Genomic DNA, 16464 nt, shown 5'->3' with positions numbered 1-16464 from the left:
TCCTTGCGGTATATTAATAACAATATAAGTCAAACAAAATCACTAAACATTATATATATGATATTATGTGAACAAACCTGGCGCTGGTACGGTCCTAATGATCCGGTCAGCCTTTGGGACATCAAGCAAGCCGGAGCTACCGGCATTGTAAACGCTCTGCACCACATCCCCAACGGTGAAGTATGGACAGTGGAAGAAATCATGAAACGTAAAGAAATGATTGAAGCTGTCGGCCTGCGTTGGTCTGTGGTAGAAAGTGTACCCGTACATGAACATATCAAAACCCAGACCGGAGATTTCCAGAAATATATCGATAATTACAAAGAAAGTCTCCGTAATCTCGGTAAATGTGGCGTAAACATCGTTACATACAACTTTATGCCCGTATTGGACTGGACCCGTACCGACCTTGCGTACGAACTTCCCGACGGCAGCCGTGCCCTCCGTTTTGAACGTGCAGCTTTCATAGCTTTCGACCTCTTTTTGTTGAAGCGTCCGGGTGCCGAAGCCGAATATTCCGATGAAGAGAAGGCAAAAGCAAAAGTCCGGTTCGAGCAAATGACGGAAGCAGACAAGCAACTGCTCGTTCGCAATATGATTGCCGGTCTGCCCGGTTCGGAAGAAAGTTTCACACTGGAACAATTCCAGAAAGAGCTGGATCGTTATAAAGACATCACTCCCGAAAAGCTACGTGCCAACCTGATTTATTTCCTCAGCGAAATTTGTCCCGTTGCCGATGAAGCCGGAGTAGAATTGGTTATCCATCCAGACGATCCTCCTTGCTCTATCCTGGGCTTGCCGCGTATCATGAGTTGTGGCGCCGACTTCCAAGCGCTTATTGATGCCGTACCTAATAAGAGTAACGGCCTTTGCCTCTGTACCGGTTCATTGGGTGTAAGTAGCGCTAATGACTGTGCCGCCCTGATGGAGCAATTCAGTGACCGCATCAACTTCGTACACTTGCGTAGTACTCAACGTGATGCCGAGGGTAATTTCTACGAAGCCAACCACCTGGAAGGTAACGTAGACATGTACCACGTTATGAAAGCTTTCCTCGAACTCCAGCAACGCCGCGGTGTTTCCATCCCGATGCGTCCTGACCACGGCCACCAAATGGTAGACGATTTGAAGAAGAAAACCAATCCGGGATACTCTTGTATCGGACGTCTGCGCGGACTGGCAGAGTTAAGAGGACTTGAAATGGGAATTGCCAAATCTCTATTTAAATAAGATTTTCTGAGATTTACATTTAGAAAGCCATCCAATTGTGAAATATTACAATTGGATGGCTTTTTTATAAATTTATCTTAAATTCACTCTCTAACAAACTCCAAATACAAATGTATATAAAAAGAATAATTAAGAGTGACATGGATACCATTAACCTGCAACCTTCTATGGAAGATGTAGTGCCAATAAGTTGGCACAGTTTTGCCAATATAGTGGCACGACAGTGCCAATATTGTGGCAAGAGCGTGCCACTATATTGGCAACAACATGTCAATGGATGGTGGATTGAATAGAGCCGTTGTAGGACGACAAATGGATATCGATTATATGTCATATTTCTTGAAAGGTTATCCATAATCCTATTTTTTTCATTAACCTTTGTTCTATATCCTAATACAAAAGCGACATTATGATTACCGTTACGGATGTGAAGAGTGATGAACCTATGTTTGCTTTTTATGAACCTGCATTTTGAAATTGGTTGTCTGACCTTTGATACGGCAGTAGAAAGATATTTTTTCACTAGTGGGCACTTTAAATTAAACCACGTGCCATCTATCGCCTGCCGGGAAGGACATATCCGTATTATCTGTTGGCAAAATTGTACGCAGAACCGGACTTCTGCCAATCGGATAAATTTGAAGAGATGAAATGGATAGTGCGGACAAAGAAACCGAAGGTTGATTCTACAGCCATACGGAAAATGGGAAAAGAACTTGAAAATATAGACCCGTTGGCAGAGTTAAACATGTACTAATTTAATTCCACCAACGGATCCAGATCTCTTGTTATTGCAATTCAAAAGGAACCACTCCCTTGATGTCCGTTGCCGAAGCAGCGATAATCGCTTCAAATTTACCCGGTTCGGCCACCCAGGTATGGCGGGCATCATCAAAGAAACTTAAAGCCTCCTTATTGACAGTAAACGACACTTCCTTCGATTCGCCCGGAGCAAGTTTAATCTTTTGGAAACCTTTCAACTCCTTGACAGGACGTGGAAGAGAAGATTTCTTGTCGCTGATGTAGAACTGCACGACCTCTTGCCCTTCACGAGCTCCCGTATTCTTCACAGTAACTTTCACAGTCAGCTTACCATCGGCAGACATCGTCTTGCTGTCGGCTGTGGGCTTACCATATTCAAAAGTAGTATAACTCAGACCATGACCGAAAGGAAACAAAGGTTTCACCTTCTTCTGTTTGTCTGCCCAGCGATAACCCACAAAAATACTTTCGTTATACTTTATATCCATCACCTTCTTGCTTTTTTCACCACTATATTCGCCCAAGGCATGAGCAGAATTATCTTCCAGTTTCGCAGGGAAGGTAAACGGCAATTTACCACTGGGATTTACATCCCCCATCAGTACGGCCGCCAAAGCACTACCCGCTTCAGAACCCAAATACCAATCTTGCACAATGGCAGGAACCTCATTTACCCACGGCATGGCAATAGCATTACCGGAAATATTCACAACTACCAGATTTTTATTAGCCTTTGCCAAAGCGGAAATCACGGCATCCTGCCCATAGGACAAACCCAGTTCTTTGCGGTCGGAATCCTCACAATCCTGTCCGGCGCTCTTGTTCAATCCACCAATAAAAATTACATAATCGGCATCCTGAGCCACTTTTACCGCCTCAGCTATCAGTTCTTCAGGAGAACGGTCGTCTTTCAGGTTCTGACCGGTCACCACTCCATTATATTCACCGGTAGCATCCCCCACATATCCACGTGCATACACTACTTCAGCCTGATTACCTACACGTTGGCGGATACCATCCAACGGAGAAAGTTCACGCTGTACTTTCAAAGATGAACTACCGCCGCCTACTGTCATCATCTTAACAGCATTCTCACCCACCACAGCAATCTTCTTCGCCTTGTTCAAATCTATCGGAAGCACGGCATTTTTATTCTGCAACAATACGATACCTTCTTCACCAATGCGACGGGCCGCCTCGTAATGTTCAGGAGAAAGTAATGTACCAAAAGGACGGTTCACATCCATTGTGGTGCGAAATGCCAGACGGAGGATACGGCGTACTTTATCGTCCAATTCTTTGGTACCCGCTTTACCTTCCTGAATACGTTGCAAATAAGGCATAGCCAGATAATAATTATCATATGCATTGCTGGCACCATTAGAAAGACCGTTGGTCCAACTTCCAAACTCCATATCAAGGCCATTGGTAATAGCCTGATCCGTATCGTGTGTCCCCCCCCAATCGGAAACAACTACACCGTCAAAGCCCCACTCTCCTTTCAGGATATCATTCAAGAGATACTGGTTGTGACAGGCATGTTGCCCTTTGTACAAATTATAAGCACCCATAATAGCCCATGCCTTTCCTTCCTGGACAGCAGCTTTGAAGGCAGGTAAATAGATCTCATACAACGCACGGTCGTCTACAATTACGTTAAGGGTATGGCGATTGATTTCCTGATTGTTCAGCGCAAAATGTTTCACACAAGCAGCTACTCCGTTTTGCTGTACGCCCTGTATGTATGGTACTACCATACGGGATGCCAAATACGGATCTTCGCCCATATACTCAAAGTTACGGCCGTTCAATGGAGTACGGTAAATGTTTACTCCGGGACCAAGCAGAACAGTCTTGTTACGATAACGCGCCTCTTCACCGATACTCTTTCCATAGAGCAGCGACATTTCCGGGTTCCAGGTTGCGGCAAGACAAGTCAGCGCCGGATAGGCTACGCAAGAGTCGTTCGTCCAACCTGCCTGATTCCACTCATCCCACAACACTTCGGGACGGATACCGTGGGGGCCATCTGTCATCCAAAACTCAGGAATACCCAGGCGAGGTACGCCCGGACTGCTAAACTTGGACTGCGCATGTGTCATCGCAACTTTTTCTTTCAATGTAAGGCGTCCTAACGCATCTTCTACTCTCTCTTCAATGGGTTTGGTGGCATCCAGATAAACAGGTTTCTGTTGTGCCGAGAGAGGAAGCACAATTGCCAGAGCCAAACCTAATAGAACTTTCTTCATACTTATTTATTTTATCATTTATTATTTCATTCCCAACGACTGTATATAGCCTTCCTGTACTACGCAATTCTCCAATTTACAAGCTTCGATAAAATCCATCATCGCCTTACGTGCCATTGCCTGATCGGGACGTGCCTCACGTATTTCACGGTAAGTGGTACGTGGAGCTTCGGAGAAATTCACAATATTCGTCCAATTCTCCGGAGGAGTGATACCGACGAAAGACGAACCATCCATCTTTTTATAAGGCCAGAAGGTATAACCGATATTATTTTCACGCATCGTCCGGCAGAAAGCAGCCTGCCACTCATCTGTGTTATGCCCTATTTCGCCCATATACATCGGCAGATTGACACTATCACGGAAATTGATGAAACCCTGAATAGCTTCTTTGGTGGGCTCACCCCCGTAACGGTGACAAGTATACATGATTTTATCATCGAACTTAGAATCTTTGAATGATTTAAAGTTACCGTTCCATTGTGAACCACCCAATAGAATAATATGATTTTTATCTACTTCACGAATAGCTGCAACACCCATCTTATATATATCTTCCAATTTCCCATTCAGCTCGTTCATATTTTCAAAATATGGAGCGATAGGTTCATTGAAAAGCTCATAACCCAGGATTACCGGCTCATTTTTATAATAAGTCGCTATTTTACGCCAGATATCGCAATACAACTGTTGACTGGCTTTACTCTCGAACAACCACGGATATCCATAACTGTCGTCAATGTTATCACCTGTCTGTCCACCCGGAGCATCGTGCATATCAAGAATAAGGTAAAGATCGGCTTCACGACACCATTTCACTACGCTGTCCATACGGGCAAACCCATCTTGGTTGGCTGTCAACCCCATATAATCTTCATCGGTGAAAAGTTTGTAGTGAAAAGGCAGACGGATGGTATTGGCACCTGTATTCTTGATAAATTGAATATCCTCACGCGTTACATAGTTATCTTTAAACGCTTTCCAGAACTCAGCTGTAAAGTCGGGTCCTACCAGCTGACAGAACATTTCATTGATGAAACGACCGGAATTGGTCTTGCTGAAACGAAACATATAACCTTCGGGATTTAGCCAGTTTCCAAGGTTTGTTCCTTGAATAAAAAGTTTAGAGCCATCAGGCTTTATCAGATCCTGTCCTTGAATGGTTACGAATGCATCGGCAGAAACCTCCCGAGAAACTTGTTTATCACTACAGCCTGTCAGACCTAATGACAACAGGGCAATAGAAATGCCCGTTACTAATAGATTTTTCATGGTAAATAATTTTATATAGTTAGTGTTCGTGTCACTTTTTCCAAAGATAAGAACCGACGGACTTAGCAGGCAACTCACCATTCAGATAGTTCTTGCCATCTATAGTCACACTGAAACCGGAAGTATCTTCACTGGCGTTCAATACGACAAAAGCAACCGTTCCATCGGGGTTTTCAAAGGCTGAATATATCAATCCGCCGTCTCTGTCTGACTTACTTTCTATACGGAATGCACCAGGTTTTACTACAGATGACAAATGTCCTATGATGTAGTAATGCGAATTATAAGTCATCGTTTTATAGTCGGATTTGTCAATATCCACCGCACCATAACAAGTCCGGCAACCTCCTTCACGATTAGGACCACGCTCAGTATCCAGCATCAGGTTCCATACAATGACACCTTTACACCAATTGTTGACAGTACCCAAAGCAACTTCACGCATATCTTCTATCAATCGACGCTGTAGGTTGCGTCCATCATTCCACATCCCGATCGAAGTTTCCGTAAAAATAAGCTCTTTATCGGGACGCTGGCGTTGAATATCATTTAACTCTTCACGATTTCCACCATAATTATGATATGCCGCACCGGTCAAGAAGGCGGCAGCTACTTCGTCATCGTACATCCTGACAGGATAATCATTTTGTTCTGCCATATTATCATAATTATAATTATGGTCGAAAGCATAAATCCTTGTATCCAGTCCGGCAGACTTGAATGCAGGACCAAGCGCCTCTCTCACAAAAGCAAGTTCTTCTTTCCAACCCATGAACAGGGAAGCTGAATTTCCCCTATTCAACGGTTCATTTTGGGGTGTTACCGAATAAATCCGGATACCTTCTTTTCCAAATGCCTGTATCCATTTCACAAAATAAGCGGCATAGTCTTTATAATATAGGGGATTCAATTGGCCACTCGTCCAAGAATCGAAAGGCTTTTTTTCTTCCAGATTGTTTACCTTCATCCATTTGGGACATGTCCACGGGGAACCTAAAATTTTAATTGTAGGATTAATCGCCAGAATTTCCTTCAATATAGGTATCACATAGTCTTTCTCCTCACTCTGCAAAGCAAAGTTTTCGATACCGGGAGTATCACAACAAGTATATTCACTCAACGAGAAATCCGAACATCCAATTGAAATACGTATATAGCTAAACCCAAGCCCTTCCTTTTCCGAGAAAGTACGGACAAGGAACCTAGTACGCTCAGACGGAGCCATTTTCATCAGATTATAGCAAGTAGAACCTGTCACAGCAGCACCGAAACCATCCATTGATTGATATCGTACGGTAGGATTTAATGTAATGATAGAAGACGAACAAGCTTTGCCGGAGAAATTTAAAACTGTTCGGTCGAAACTTTGTGTACGGTCGGCAGTCGTGATGTATGCCTTTACCTTGACCTTCTCTATACCGGAAGGTGTATTTACTGACGACATCCGTGTGTTGGCGCATGCAATAACAGCAGTAGACATGTAACACGCTAAAATCAAAGGTAATTTAAATTTCATGGTATTATAAATATTGGTTACTTAAACTTTTTCAAAGTTAGGAAAGATAAGAACAAGTAGTATCCACCCATCGGTAATAGGTGGATAAGATGAAGTAGAAAATTTACCTAAATTATTATAATACAATATATTGTATATAAAAAATGAAAGTCAAAAAGTGGATAAGAAAGGTTGTTTGACGTATTATCAACGTATCATCATCAAGCGGCTTTCAAAGTCCTCACGAGAAATCCGCGCCTTATTCTTGACTTTTGCGCGATAATTATAAATTGTATTGACGGAATAACGAAGGAACTCTGCAATCTTTGAACTGTCATCAATACCCAGACGTATCAATGCAAAAATACGAAGTTCTGTATTCAGCAATTCGCCCTTACGAAGTATTATCCGCTCTTCGGGTTGCAACAAATCGTTGAACTTCTCCACAAAATCGGGGAAAAGATGAAGGAAAGCCGTATCAAAGTTCTCATACAACTCTTTTAGGCCGGTATCCAACACGTCACGTGAACGTACCATTTTCAATAATTCTTCAGTTTGCCCCGATGAAATCTTCTTATTCACCATACGCCGGTATGTATCCAGACGATCAATATAGATGGAACATAAGTTCAAGAAACGTCCGATATATTCTTCCTTGATATGATTGGAAATCTCCAGTTGCTCATTACTCTGTTGCAAATGGTTACGCGCCACAGAAAGACGTTTCATTTGGCTGTAAATATAGAATACAGCCACTATCAGCAAAAGGGTCAACGCACTAATCAAAATGAGGTACATGCGTAACCTTTCGCTCTGCTTCTCTTGCATTGCCTGATAGGTGAGATCTATCAACGACAGAATACCTGCCGTCTGAAGGCTGCGGCTACGGGCGTTATAGCGATTAGTCTCACTCCAAGAAAAACGGATGTACTGGTAGGCACGCTCAATGTCACCCTCCTCATAGAGTAATTCTGCCAAATTCCAAAGAGAGGCATGGTCTGTAATCGCCAGCCGGACATCGGTCAAGGCAGACAACATGAGATATCGTTTTTCTTCCTCCCTATTCCCCATCTGCCGGTAAAGACGGGAACGATGGTAAGTAACCAAAGCATACTCCGGAGTATCGGGCGGAGTACTTGCCAGGCGAACGTCATTAATTTGCAAAGCTTCTTCCACACGTCCGGCCGTAGCCGCCCGCATTTCTTTACGCTCCAGATAAAGAGAAGAGGTGGGTGGAAGCACCTGCATCAGGGAGTCATCATAGCATGCGGCTAACTGCTGATATTGTCTGCGGAAAGAAATATCCTGTGCATAAGCTCCCGACTCACTGTAGAGACGGCGATAGCATCTATAATATTCGGGTAATAAACGAGCAGACAACGTGGCGCGTTTCACTTGCCCCAACAATTCAAACGCTTCCTGATACATACCCGTAGAAGCCATCAGGTAGGTAGACTCCAGACGGGTTTCATCGACAAATTCCTGTAATCCGCGATACTCGGCCCAACGTAAGTTACAATTCAGATAATGAATGGCAGAATCGCAAAGATAGGCTTGGTATTCCTTATAAATTTCCCCATTCCATCGAAAAAAGTCAATACTTGAGGTATCTGTCTCCAACAGTTGTTGTTTCAATCCTGCTATGCGGCTTTCACGTATACCGACAGATTGTTCATGCTCACAGATAGCCTCATCCAATGAAGCTGTCAGCGCAGCAATCGACGTATCATCAACAGAGGCGTCTGCATATTCTACCGTCACCGCCAAAGAAAAACAAAACAACAGCGTTTTCCACTTCATGGCAACAAATATAGCAAGAAATCACACAAAGCTGTATCAACATGAAAAAATCTTTCCTATATTTGCCACTTCAACCCCCAAAACTATTATGCAATGAAAAACTTAACACTTCAACGGGTTGCCGCGGTAGATGTATTCCGCGCACTCACCATGTTCCTCATGCTCTTTGTCAATGACATTCCGGGATTGAAAAATGTTCCCCACTGGCTGATGCACGCCAAAATGGATGAGGACATGCTTGGATTTTCGGATACAATCTTCCCTGCCTTTTTATTCTGTATGGGTATGTCGGTATCATTTGCCATCCAAAACCGATATAAAAAAGGAGATACGACATTACAAGTCATCGCGCACATCTTCTGGCGTACAGTAGCATTACTTACCATGGGAGTATTTTCACTCAACAACGGTGGTATAGAAGGCGGACTTTCGTATCCGTGGTTCACTATACTTATGGTTATCGGATTTTTCCTGATATGGGGAGTTTATCCAAAGTCGGAAGATATTAAAAAATCCCTTTTCACCGGAATGAAAGTAATGGGGGTACTATTATTGGCTTTCCTCATAATATATAAAGACATTAATGGGAAACCGTTCCAAACAGGTTGGTGGGGTATCCTCGGATTAATCGGTTGGACGTATGCCGTATGTGCGGGAATTTATCTGTTTACACGAGAAAGCCTGCGAAATAACGCCATTGTCTGGTTTGTGGTGATGGTACTTGCTGTTGTCAGCCATTCTGATTTGATCCCGTGGGAATATGGCAGCCGTATTGTTCTGTTGCCATTCATCCCCAGCGACTGGACATTACATGCTTTTGGCATGTCAGGATTACTGACTTCCCTTCTGATGCAACGTTATGCTAATCGTGAACACCCGGGCAAATTCATCAGTACGCTTTGTGTCCTTGGCACGGGAATGTTTATCCTTGCGCTAGTTTCACATCCTTATTGGATTATTTCAAAAATACAGGCTACCCCCTCCTGGCTATTCTATTGCCTTGCCATGTTCTTTCCACTTTTCGGTTTCTTCTATTGGCTGACGGACGTTAAAAACAAAACAAATTGGTTCAATGTGATTAAACCTGCCGGTACAGCAACGTTGACATGCTATACTCTGCCATATGCATGGTATTCCGCTCAACAGATACTAGACTGGTGGTATCCTGAAGTTTTGGAAAGTGGCATACCGGGATTACTTAAATCGCTTGTCTTTTCACTCATTATCGTCCAACTAACAGGATTATTGGTGAAAGTCAAAATTAAATTGAAGGTATAACCGGAATAATAAAATGATCAGTAAAACATCAGGTATATGTTACAAATACAAGCTCCTAACAACGAAACGCGGGTATTGCTGCATAGCTGTTGCGCTCCGTGTTCGTCGGCCATCATTGAATGTATGTTGGAAAACGGTATCCGCCCAACTGTATTTTATTGCAATCCCAACATTTATCCGCAGGAAGAATATGAGATACGGAAAAATGAGGCTATCCGCTTTGTAACTTCCAAAAACCTCGATTTCATCGATGTAGATTATGATTATGCGTACTGGCTACATACTATGAAAGGATTGGAAAATGAACCGGAACGCGGTGGACGATGTCTGAAATGTTTTACCTTGCGCTTGACAGAAACTGCCCGTTATGCTGCCGAACATGGATTTTCAGTTTTTACCACAACCCTCGCCTCTTCCCGCTGGAAAAGCCTGGAGCAAATAAACGATGCAGGACGGCATGCCTCCGCCCTGTATCCGGGTACTATCTTTTGGGAACAGAACTGGCGGAAAGGCGGACTACAAGACCGCCGTAACCAGCTCCTCAAAGAATATGACTTTTATAACCAGCAATATTGCGGATGCGAATTCAGCATGCGACGGCTGGAACAAGAGAAAAAATAAACTAAATACCCGTATCCACCGGGTTTTCATCCGGGAACAAAGGACTGTAAAGAATGGTACGTTTCAAAACCTGAAGCTTGCCGTCCTTTACATATTCTTCACCTCTTTCGGACAAATGCTTCACCATCGCTTCACGCATAAGTAACAATTGGGACTTATACTTCTTGTCTTTGGCCACATCTTTCAATTCATGCGGATCTTTAGACAGATCGAATAATTCTTCTTCACCCGTATGGAAACGCCAGATATATTTTAGTTTTCCGTCTGTCAGTGCGCACCAGTAATTGTCATCACTATAACAAGTGGAGTGTTCCAAATCCAAATATTTACGCCATTTTCCCGTATTACCATTCATCAAGTTGAGCAATGACTGTCCGTCCATATCAGCAGGTACTGTTCCTCCTGCCATTTCAAGGAAAGTGGGTAACAAATCACGTAGTTCTACCGGTGTTTCAATCTTGGTTCCCTTGTCAAAATTATATGTAGAGGGCCACTTCACAATATAAGGAACATGAGATGAACCTTCGTATGGATAGGTCTTGCGCCAATGATGGTGGTCACCCAACATATCACCATGGTCGGATATATAGCAAATTAAAGAATTATCGTACATCCCCTGCTCTTTCAGAGTTTGAATTACCTTACCAATTTCTTCATCGATAAAAGTCACGTTGGCATAATAATAGCGACGGGAGTTCTTGGCATATTCCTCACCGAAATTCCCGAACGGAGCATCTTTTTTGGCAGTAGCTGCATCTTGAGGTACGGCATAGTCTTTATCCTTACACCATTCCCCTATAAACGGCGCAGGTACATCCTTGTCTTTATATAAATCGACCAAACGCTGTGGCGGGTCGTAAGGGCTATGCGGACGGGCAAAAGAGACTTTCAGGAAAAGTGGCTGTCCGGTACCTTTCTTGTAATTACGGATTATTTCACAAGCTGTCTTTCCGGTCCAAGCAGTAGGATGTAACTCTTCCGGTAACTTATACGTCCCTGCACCATGAGCATTCCAACCAATACCGGTTGAGTCAGGGTTTAATCCCGGAGCCTGCATCTGGAACCACAAACGGTAGTCGCTGATAAAATCTTCTGACTCCACTCTGCCGCTTTCATCTACCAACGTACCGTGGAAACCATGCAATGCTTTTTGCGGAAACCAATGCATTTTACCTATACCGAAAGTATAGTAATCAAGGTCGCGTAACATCCGCGGCATTTCATAACGATAATGACTTCCTACTCTTCCATAACCCAACATACCATGATGCCACGGAGACAACCCCGTAAGTAATCCCGAACGTGCAGGCGTACTACTCGGTGTAGAAGAATAACCATTCATAAACAATGTACCATCTGCAGCCAAAGCATCCATATTAGGGGTTATCACAGAAGGATTTCCCATGCAGTTCACGGCATCACCGCGATGCTGATCCGAAATGATGAGAATAATGTTGGGCTGCTGTGCAAGTGCCTGTTGATGTGCAGCAAATGTTCCGGCAAACGTAATTAACGAGGTACTCCAAAGAGGATGTGTTTTCATTATAATATCTATTAAATTATCATACTCAATTAAGTACGCAAATATACATTTTTACAGTCAATTATTAAGCTGATATTTATTTAATTTGTTACATTTGCTAAGTCAAAATCACATAAATCACTCCGTAGATATGAAAAATGCGCTGATATTTCTACTTTCTATTTCGATAAGTATCACAATACAGTCCAGAGACTTTCATTTTAAGCATTTAGGGATACCTGACGGACTTTCTCAAACTTGTATATATTCCATTTACCAGGATGAAATCGGCGCCATGTGGTTCGGTTCGTCCGAAGGCTTAAACCGTTATAACGGTAAAGAAATAAAAATATACCAACCCTCACAGGACAAACAAGGTTTGACGAATAATGAAATCAATGAATTATGCGGTGACAAAAAGGGACATATCTATATCCGTTCCGGTAATGACCTTGTCATATTCAATATTTACAAAGAACAATTTACTTGTCTGCGAAAGGATGATGTAAAAGGTTTGTTCTGCAAAAACGATACATTGTGGGTAATTTGTAATAATGACATCTATACTTATCTTCCAGAGAAACCATCTTTACAGTTATTTGCATCTTTGCCAGATAGTTTAGGCGAAGGAAGAGCCGTCCATGTAGATGGAAAACATGCATGGGCCGTCACTCACAACCATCTGATACGTATAGACCTGGAAAAAAAATCATCGATGAAAGTAATAATCCATTTCGAAAAGGGTGGAAGATGTATCACCAAAGATCGTTCGGGAAATATATGGGTAGGTACCTGGAACGGTTTGTATCGAAGGGATACGAAGGGAAATATCCATTATTATACCGATAAATCCAAAGATAGAGGATTGTCGGATAATCAGGTTCGATGTGTTACAGAAGATATCAACGGTAATATATGGATAGGGACTTTCAGAGGGCTTGACTGCTATAATCTCGCCAAAAACGAATGGAGCCACTATGTACATCAGGACTATTCTCCCAATAGTCTCAGCCATAATTCGGTATATGCTCTTCACAAAGATAATCATAATAATATCTGGGTAGGCACTTATTATGGCGGCGTTAATGTTTTTACCCCGTACCACTTCAATAAACAATTTTATACAGCCTCTTTGGAACATAAAGATTGTCTGAGTTTCCCATTCGTAGGTAAAATGACAGAAGATGACTCCGGAAACTTATGGATATGTACCGAAGGAGGGGGATTGAATAAACTGGACATTTCTACCGGCAGTTTTTCACGCTATACTCATCAGGAGGATAATCCGCAAAGCGTGGGAAACAATAATCTGAAAACAATCTATTATCATCAGCCTAATCAACGTTTATATATCGGTACACATACAGGAGGCTTATCCATTTTCGACATCAACCGCAATACATTTAAGCTTCTGAACAAAGATATGCCCAGTACCATGAAGATTGCAGGTAATATCGTCAATGAAATACGGAAATATAAGGATGGACTTGCTATACTGACACAAGGCGGTTTGTTTTTTATGGATCTACAAACCGAAAGTTTCTCTCCTCTTTCAGACCAACCTGAGATAAAACAATTATTGGAAAAACAGTATTCTTACGAAACATTCTTTATCGATAGTCAGGAACGGCTTTGGCTGGCTCTTTCTATGGGCGGATTGACATGTATAGATTTACCTACCGGCAAAATAGAACATTATCAAACCAATGCAGACAATCCTTCTTCCATAGGAAAGTTCAGAGTAGTGCACATCTTTGAAGACAGTCGTGGAGAAATTTATTTCGGTACTATCGGATCGGGGCTGTTCAAGTATCAGCCTCAAAGTCATTCGTTCAAGGTATATAACACACAGAACAATTCTCTTCCGAATAATTATTGTTATTATATTCAGGAATCGCCCATTAGCCACAAGTTACTATTGCTTTTGAATAGAGGACTGTCGATATTCAACCCGGAGACAGAAACAGTAGAGCAAACCTATCGCCTGTTTCAGCAGAGTTATAGTCAGGGTTCCACATTATATATAGCCAAAGATGGTACCATATACATAGGTGGTACTAACGGATTAGCTTCCTTACCGGAACAATATCTGTACACTACCCCTGACGAAGGGAAACTATGTTTTGAAAAACTATTGATATTTAATCAAGAGGTCTTGCCTGACGATGCTACCGGTATCTTGAAGCAGACTCTTGCCAGAACCTCAGACATCAGGTTAAAACATAACCAAAATAATATCACTGTCACATTCAGTACTTTCAGTTATCTTCTGGAACGTGATCATATATTTGAATATTATTTTGAAAATCTGGATAACCACTGGACTCAGACAACAGGTAATTCTATCACTTATACCAATATTCCACCCGGAAATTATACATTGCGTGTTCGTTCTGCAGATACTGTTTCTGCATCTGATCAGGGAATAGCCCTAAACATTCATGTAGCCGCACCTTTTTATGCCAACCCATACGCTTATACCTTGTATGCCTTATTATTCATGGGAGTATTGTATATTTTCTTCCTTTTCAAATTACGGCAGACCCGCCTACAGTCTTCTCTGGAAAGTGAGAAAAAAGAAAAAGAACGTATTGAAGAGCTGAACCAAAGTAAACTACGTTTCTTTACGAATATTTCGCATGAATTCCGTACTCCGCTTACACTTATCATAGGCCAACTGGAAGCAATCATGCAAATTAATAAATTAGAACCATCTATTTACAAGCGTATTTTGCGTGTATATAAAAATGCTTGGCACATGCGTAGCCTTATCACAGAGTTGCTTGACTTCCGTAAGCAAGAACAAGGATATCTTAAACTCAAAGTCGAAAAACATGATTTGGTTTCCTTTACTCACGAAATCTACAGCAGCTTTTATGAATACTCGCAAATAAAAAATATCAATTACAGTTTTAAACATGCAGAGGAAACTCTCGACGTTTGGTTCGATCCGGTACAATTGCAAAAAGTTATATTCAATCTGTTATCTAATGCATTCAAATATACTCCGAAGGATGGTAACATCACAGTTAGCCTGCACCATACATCCACTCAAGCCATCATCACAGTCAGCGACGACGGTCCGGGTATCCCCGAAGAAGCTATCAACAAAATATTCGACAGATTTTATCAAGCAGATTCTACTTCCTCGGCATTTAGTCTTGGTACAGGAATAGGCTTAGCGTTAGCTAAAGGTATTATGGAAGCGCATCATGGAAAAATTGAAATAAAGAGTGTGGTTAATGAGGGAAGTAATTTTATACTGTCATTACTTTTAGGAAACCAGCATTTCAATAAAGAAGATTTCGCAATCAATAAGCAACAACCTGATGTGATAAGCATGGAAAATATTACCCCGGATTTTCCTGTGGAAACATTCACTCCGGAAACAGCTCCCGAAATTAATAGAAGTACCTCAAAACCTATTCTTCTTTTAGTAGAAGACAATGAGGAATTACTTGAAATGCTCAATGATATGTTCAGTGCATTCTATGAAGTACATACAGCCCGAAATGGCCATGAAGGACTGGCAGCTGTAGAACAAGTACAACCGGATATTATTGTAAGCGATGTGATGATGCCTGAAATGTCTGGTAAAGAGATGTGTTACAAATTGAAGAATAATGTCGAGTTCTCTCATATCCCCATTGTGTTACTCACCGCACAGAATTCAGTGGAATATATCGTAGAAGGATACATGTTTGGTGCTGACGATTATGTAACGAAACCCTTCAACGTGAAAATTTTACTGGCACGTTGTAGTAATCTGATCCGTAATAAACAGCAAATCATAGCCCACTATTCTAATCTGCCCGCTACAAAAATTACTGAATCAATACCTGCTGTAAGTGCAACAGATAAAGAGTTATTAGATAAAAGTATCGCTATCGTCAAGAAAAATTTCGATAGTCCCGACTTTGATGTCACCTCGCTGGCATCCGAACTCTGCATGGGGCGCAGTAAGCTTTATACACAGTTCAAACAGATGATAGGGTTGACTCCCAATGAATTTATCCTAAAAGTGAAACTGGATGAAGCAATGTCCATGCTCAAGAGTCAACCGGAATTGAATATCTCGGAGATATCCACTACTCTAGGTTTTTCATCTCCACGATATTTCAGTAAGTGTTTCAAGGCATTTTTTGGAGTATCACCACAAAGAGTAAGAAAAAAATAACAATCAATCTTCTCTATTCTACAATAATTCAGTAACAGAAAAAGAATAATTAGAGAAA

At 41.9% G+C, this 16464-nt stretch carries 10 protein-coding genes and 1 pseudogene; 6 read left to right on the top strand and 5 right to left on the bottom strand.

Annotated features, from left to right (window positions below):
- The first annotated feature begins 57 nt into the window (after positions 1–57).
- The 3 genes and pseudogenes from uxuA to C1A09_RS02210 form a co-directional block, all read left to right on the top strand.
- A complete protein-coding gene (gene uxuA, locus C1A09_RS02220) occupies positions 58–1230 on the top strand; it encodes a mannonate dehydratase (RefSeq protein ID WP_101542098.1) in 1173 nt (390 codons plus the stop codon).
- A 140-nt stretch (positions 1231–1370) separates the two neighbouring features.
- Complete coding sequence (locus C1A09_RS16275; protein ID WP_180949163.1) at positions 1371–1523, top strand: hypothetical protein; 153 nt, start codon at positions 1371–1373, stop codon at positions 1521–1523.
- Between the two features lie 254 nt (positions 1524–1777).
- Positions 1778–1987, top strand: a pseudogene (locus C1A09_RS02210) (hypothetical protein); the annotation flags it as partial.
- Positions 1988–2018: 31 nt separating this feature from the next.
- On the opposite strand, the gene C1A09_RS02205 reads toward C1A09_RS02210, so the two are convergent.
- From C1A09_RS02205 to susR, 4 genes are all read right to left on the bottom strand, one after another.
- Positions 2019–4241, bottom strand: a complete 2223-nt coding sequence (locus tag C1A09_RS02205) for a glycoside hydrolase family 3 C-terminal domain-containing protein (protein WP_101542096.1) — start codon at positions 4239–4241, stop codon at positions 2019–2021.
- Positions 4242–4262: 21 nt separating this feature from the next.
- On the bottom strand, positions 4263–5513 hold the full coding sequence (locus C1A09_RS02200; protein WP_101542095.1) for a glycoside hydrolase family 5 protein: 1251 nt from the start codon (positions 5511–5513) through the stop codon (positions 4263–4265).
- 31 nt (positions 5514–5544) lie between these two features.
- Positions 5545–7029, bottom strand: coding sequence for an endo-1,6-beta-glucanase (locus C1A09_RS02195; protein ID WP_101542094.1), 1485 nt, complete (start codon positions 7027–7029; stop codon positions 5545–5547).
- A 186-nt stretch (positions 7030–7215) separates the two neighbouring features.
- A complete protein-coding gene (gene susR / locus C1A09_RS02190; protein WP_101542093.1) occupies positions 7216–8808 on the bottom strand; it encodes a SusR family glycan utilization regulator in 1593 nt (530 codons plus the stop codon).
- Positions 8809–8901: 93 nt separating this feature from the next.
- Here susR and C1A09_RS02185 point away from each other — a divergent pair, with 93 nt between their 5' ends.
- Entirely contained in the window at positions 8902–10086 is a 1185-nt protein-coding gene (locus C1A09_RS02185) for a DUF5009 domain-containing protein (protein WP_101542092.1), read from the top strand.
- A gap of 36 nt (positions 10087–10122) precedes the next feature.
- On the top strand, positions 10123–10707 hold the full coding sequence (locus C1A09_RS02180) for an epoxyqueuosine reductase QueH (protein WP_101542091.1): 585 nt from the start codon (positions 10123–10125) through the stop codon (positions 10705–10707).
- A gap of 1 nt (position 10708) precedes the next feature.
- On the opposite strand, the gene C1A09_RS02175 is transcribed toward C1A09_RS02180, so the two are convergent.
- A complete protein-coding gene (locus C1A09_RS02175) occupies positions 10709–12250 on the bottom strand; it encodes an arylsulfatase (RefSeq protein ID WP_101542090.1) in 1542 nt (513 codons plus the stop codon).
- Positions 12251–12380: 130 nt separating this feature from the next.
- Between C1A09_RS02175 and C1A09_RS02170 the strand changes: the two genes are divergently transcribed.
- On the top strand, positions 12381–16406 hold the full coding sequence (locus tag C1A09_RS02170) for a hybrid sensor histidine kinase/response regulator transcription factor (protein WP_101542089.1): 4026 nt from the start codon (positions 12381–12383) through the stop codon (positions 16404–16406).
- Positions 16407–16464 lie beyond the last annotated feature (58 nt).

The organism is Bacteroides cutis, from assembly GCF_900241005.1.
GTDB lineage: Bacteria > Bacteroidota > Bacteroidia > Bacteroidales > Bacteroidaceae > Bacteroides > Bacteroides cutis.
The sequence above is the reverse complement of the archived record's forward strand: the minus strand, read 5'-3'. Positions and strand labels throughout refer to the sequence as shown.

Bases quoted from the DNA above. Each gene is read 5' to 3' on its own strand.
- uxuA (WP_101542098.1), top strand. From the start codon at position 58: ATGATATTATGTGAACAAACCTGGCGCTGGTACGGTCCTAATGATCCG.
- C1A09_RS16275 (WP_180949163.1), top strand. From the start codon at position 1,371: ATGGATACCATTAACCTGCAACCTTCTATGGAAGATGTAGTGCCAATA.
- C1A09_RS02205 (WP_101542096.1), bottom strand. From the start codon at position 4,241: ATGAAGAAAGTTCTATTAGGTTTGGCTCTGGCAATTGTGCTTCCTCTC.
- C1A09_RS02200 (WP_101542095.1), bottom strand. From the start codon at position 5,513: ATGAAAAATCTATTAGTAACGGGCATTTCTATTGCCCTGTTGTCATTA.
- C1A09_RS02195 (WP_101542094.1), bottom strand. From the start codon at position 7,029: ATGAAATTTAAATTACCTTTGATTTTAGCGTGTTACATGTCTACTGCT.
- susR (WP_101542093.1), bottom strand. From the start codon at position 8,808: ATGAAGTGGAAAACGCTGTTGTTTTGTTTTTCTTTGGCGGTGACGGTA.
- C1A09_RS02185 (WP_101542092.1), top strand. From the start codon at position 8,902: ATGAAAAACTTAACACTTCAACGGGTTGCCGCGGTAGATGTATTCCGC.
- C1A09_RS02180 (WP_101542091.1), top strand. From the start codon at position 10,123: ATGTTACAAATACAAGCTCCTAACAACGAAACGCGGGTATTGCTGCAT.
- C1A09_RS02175 (WP_101542090.1), bottom strand. From the start codon at position 12,250: ATGAAAACACATCCTCTTTGGAGTACCTCGTTAATTACGTTTGCCGGA.
- C1A09_RS02170 (WP_101542089.1), top strand. From the start codon at position 12,381: ATGAAAAATGCGCTGATATTTCTACTTTCTATTTCGATAAGTATCACA.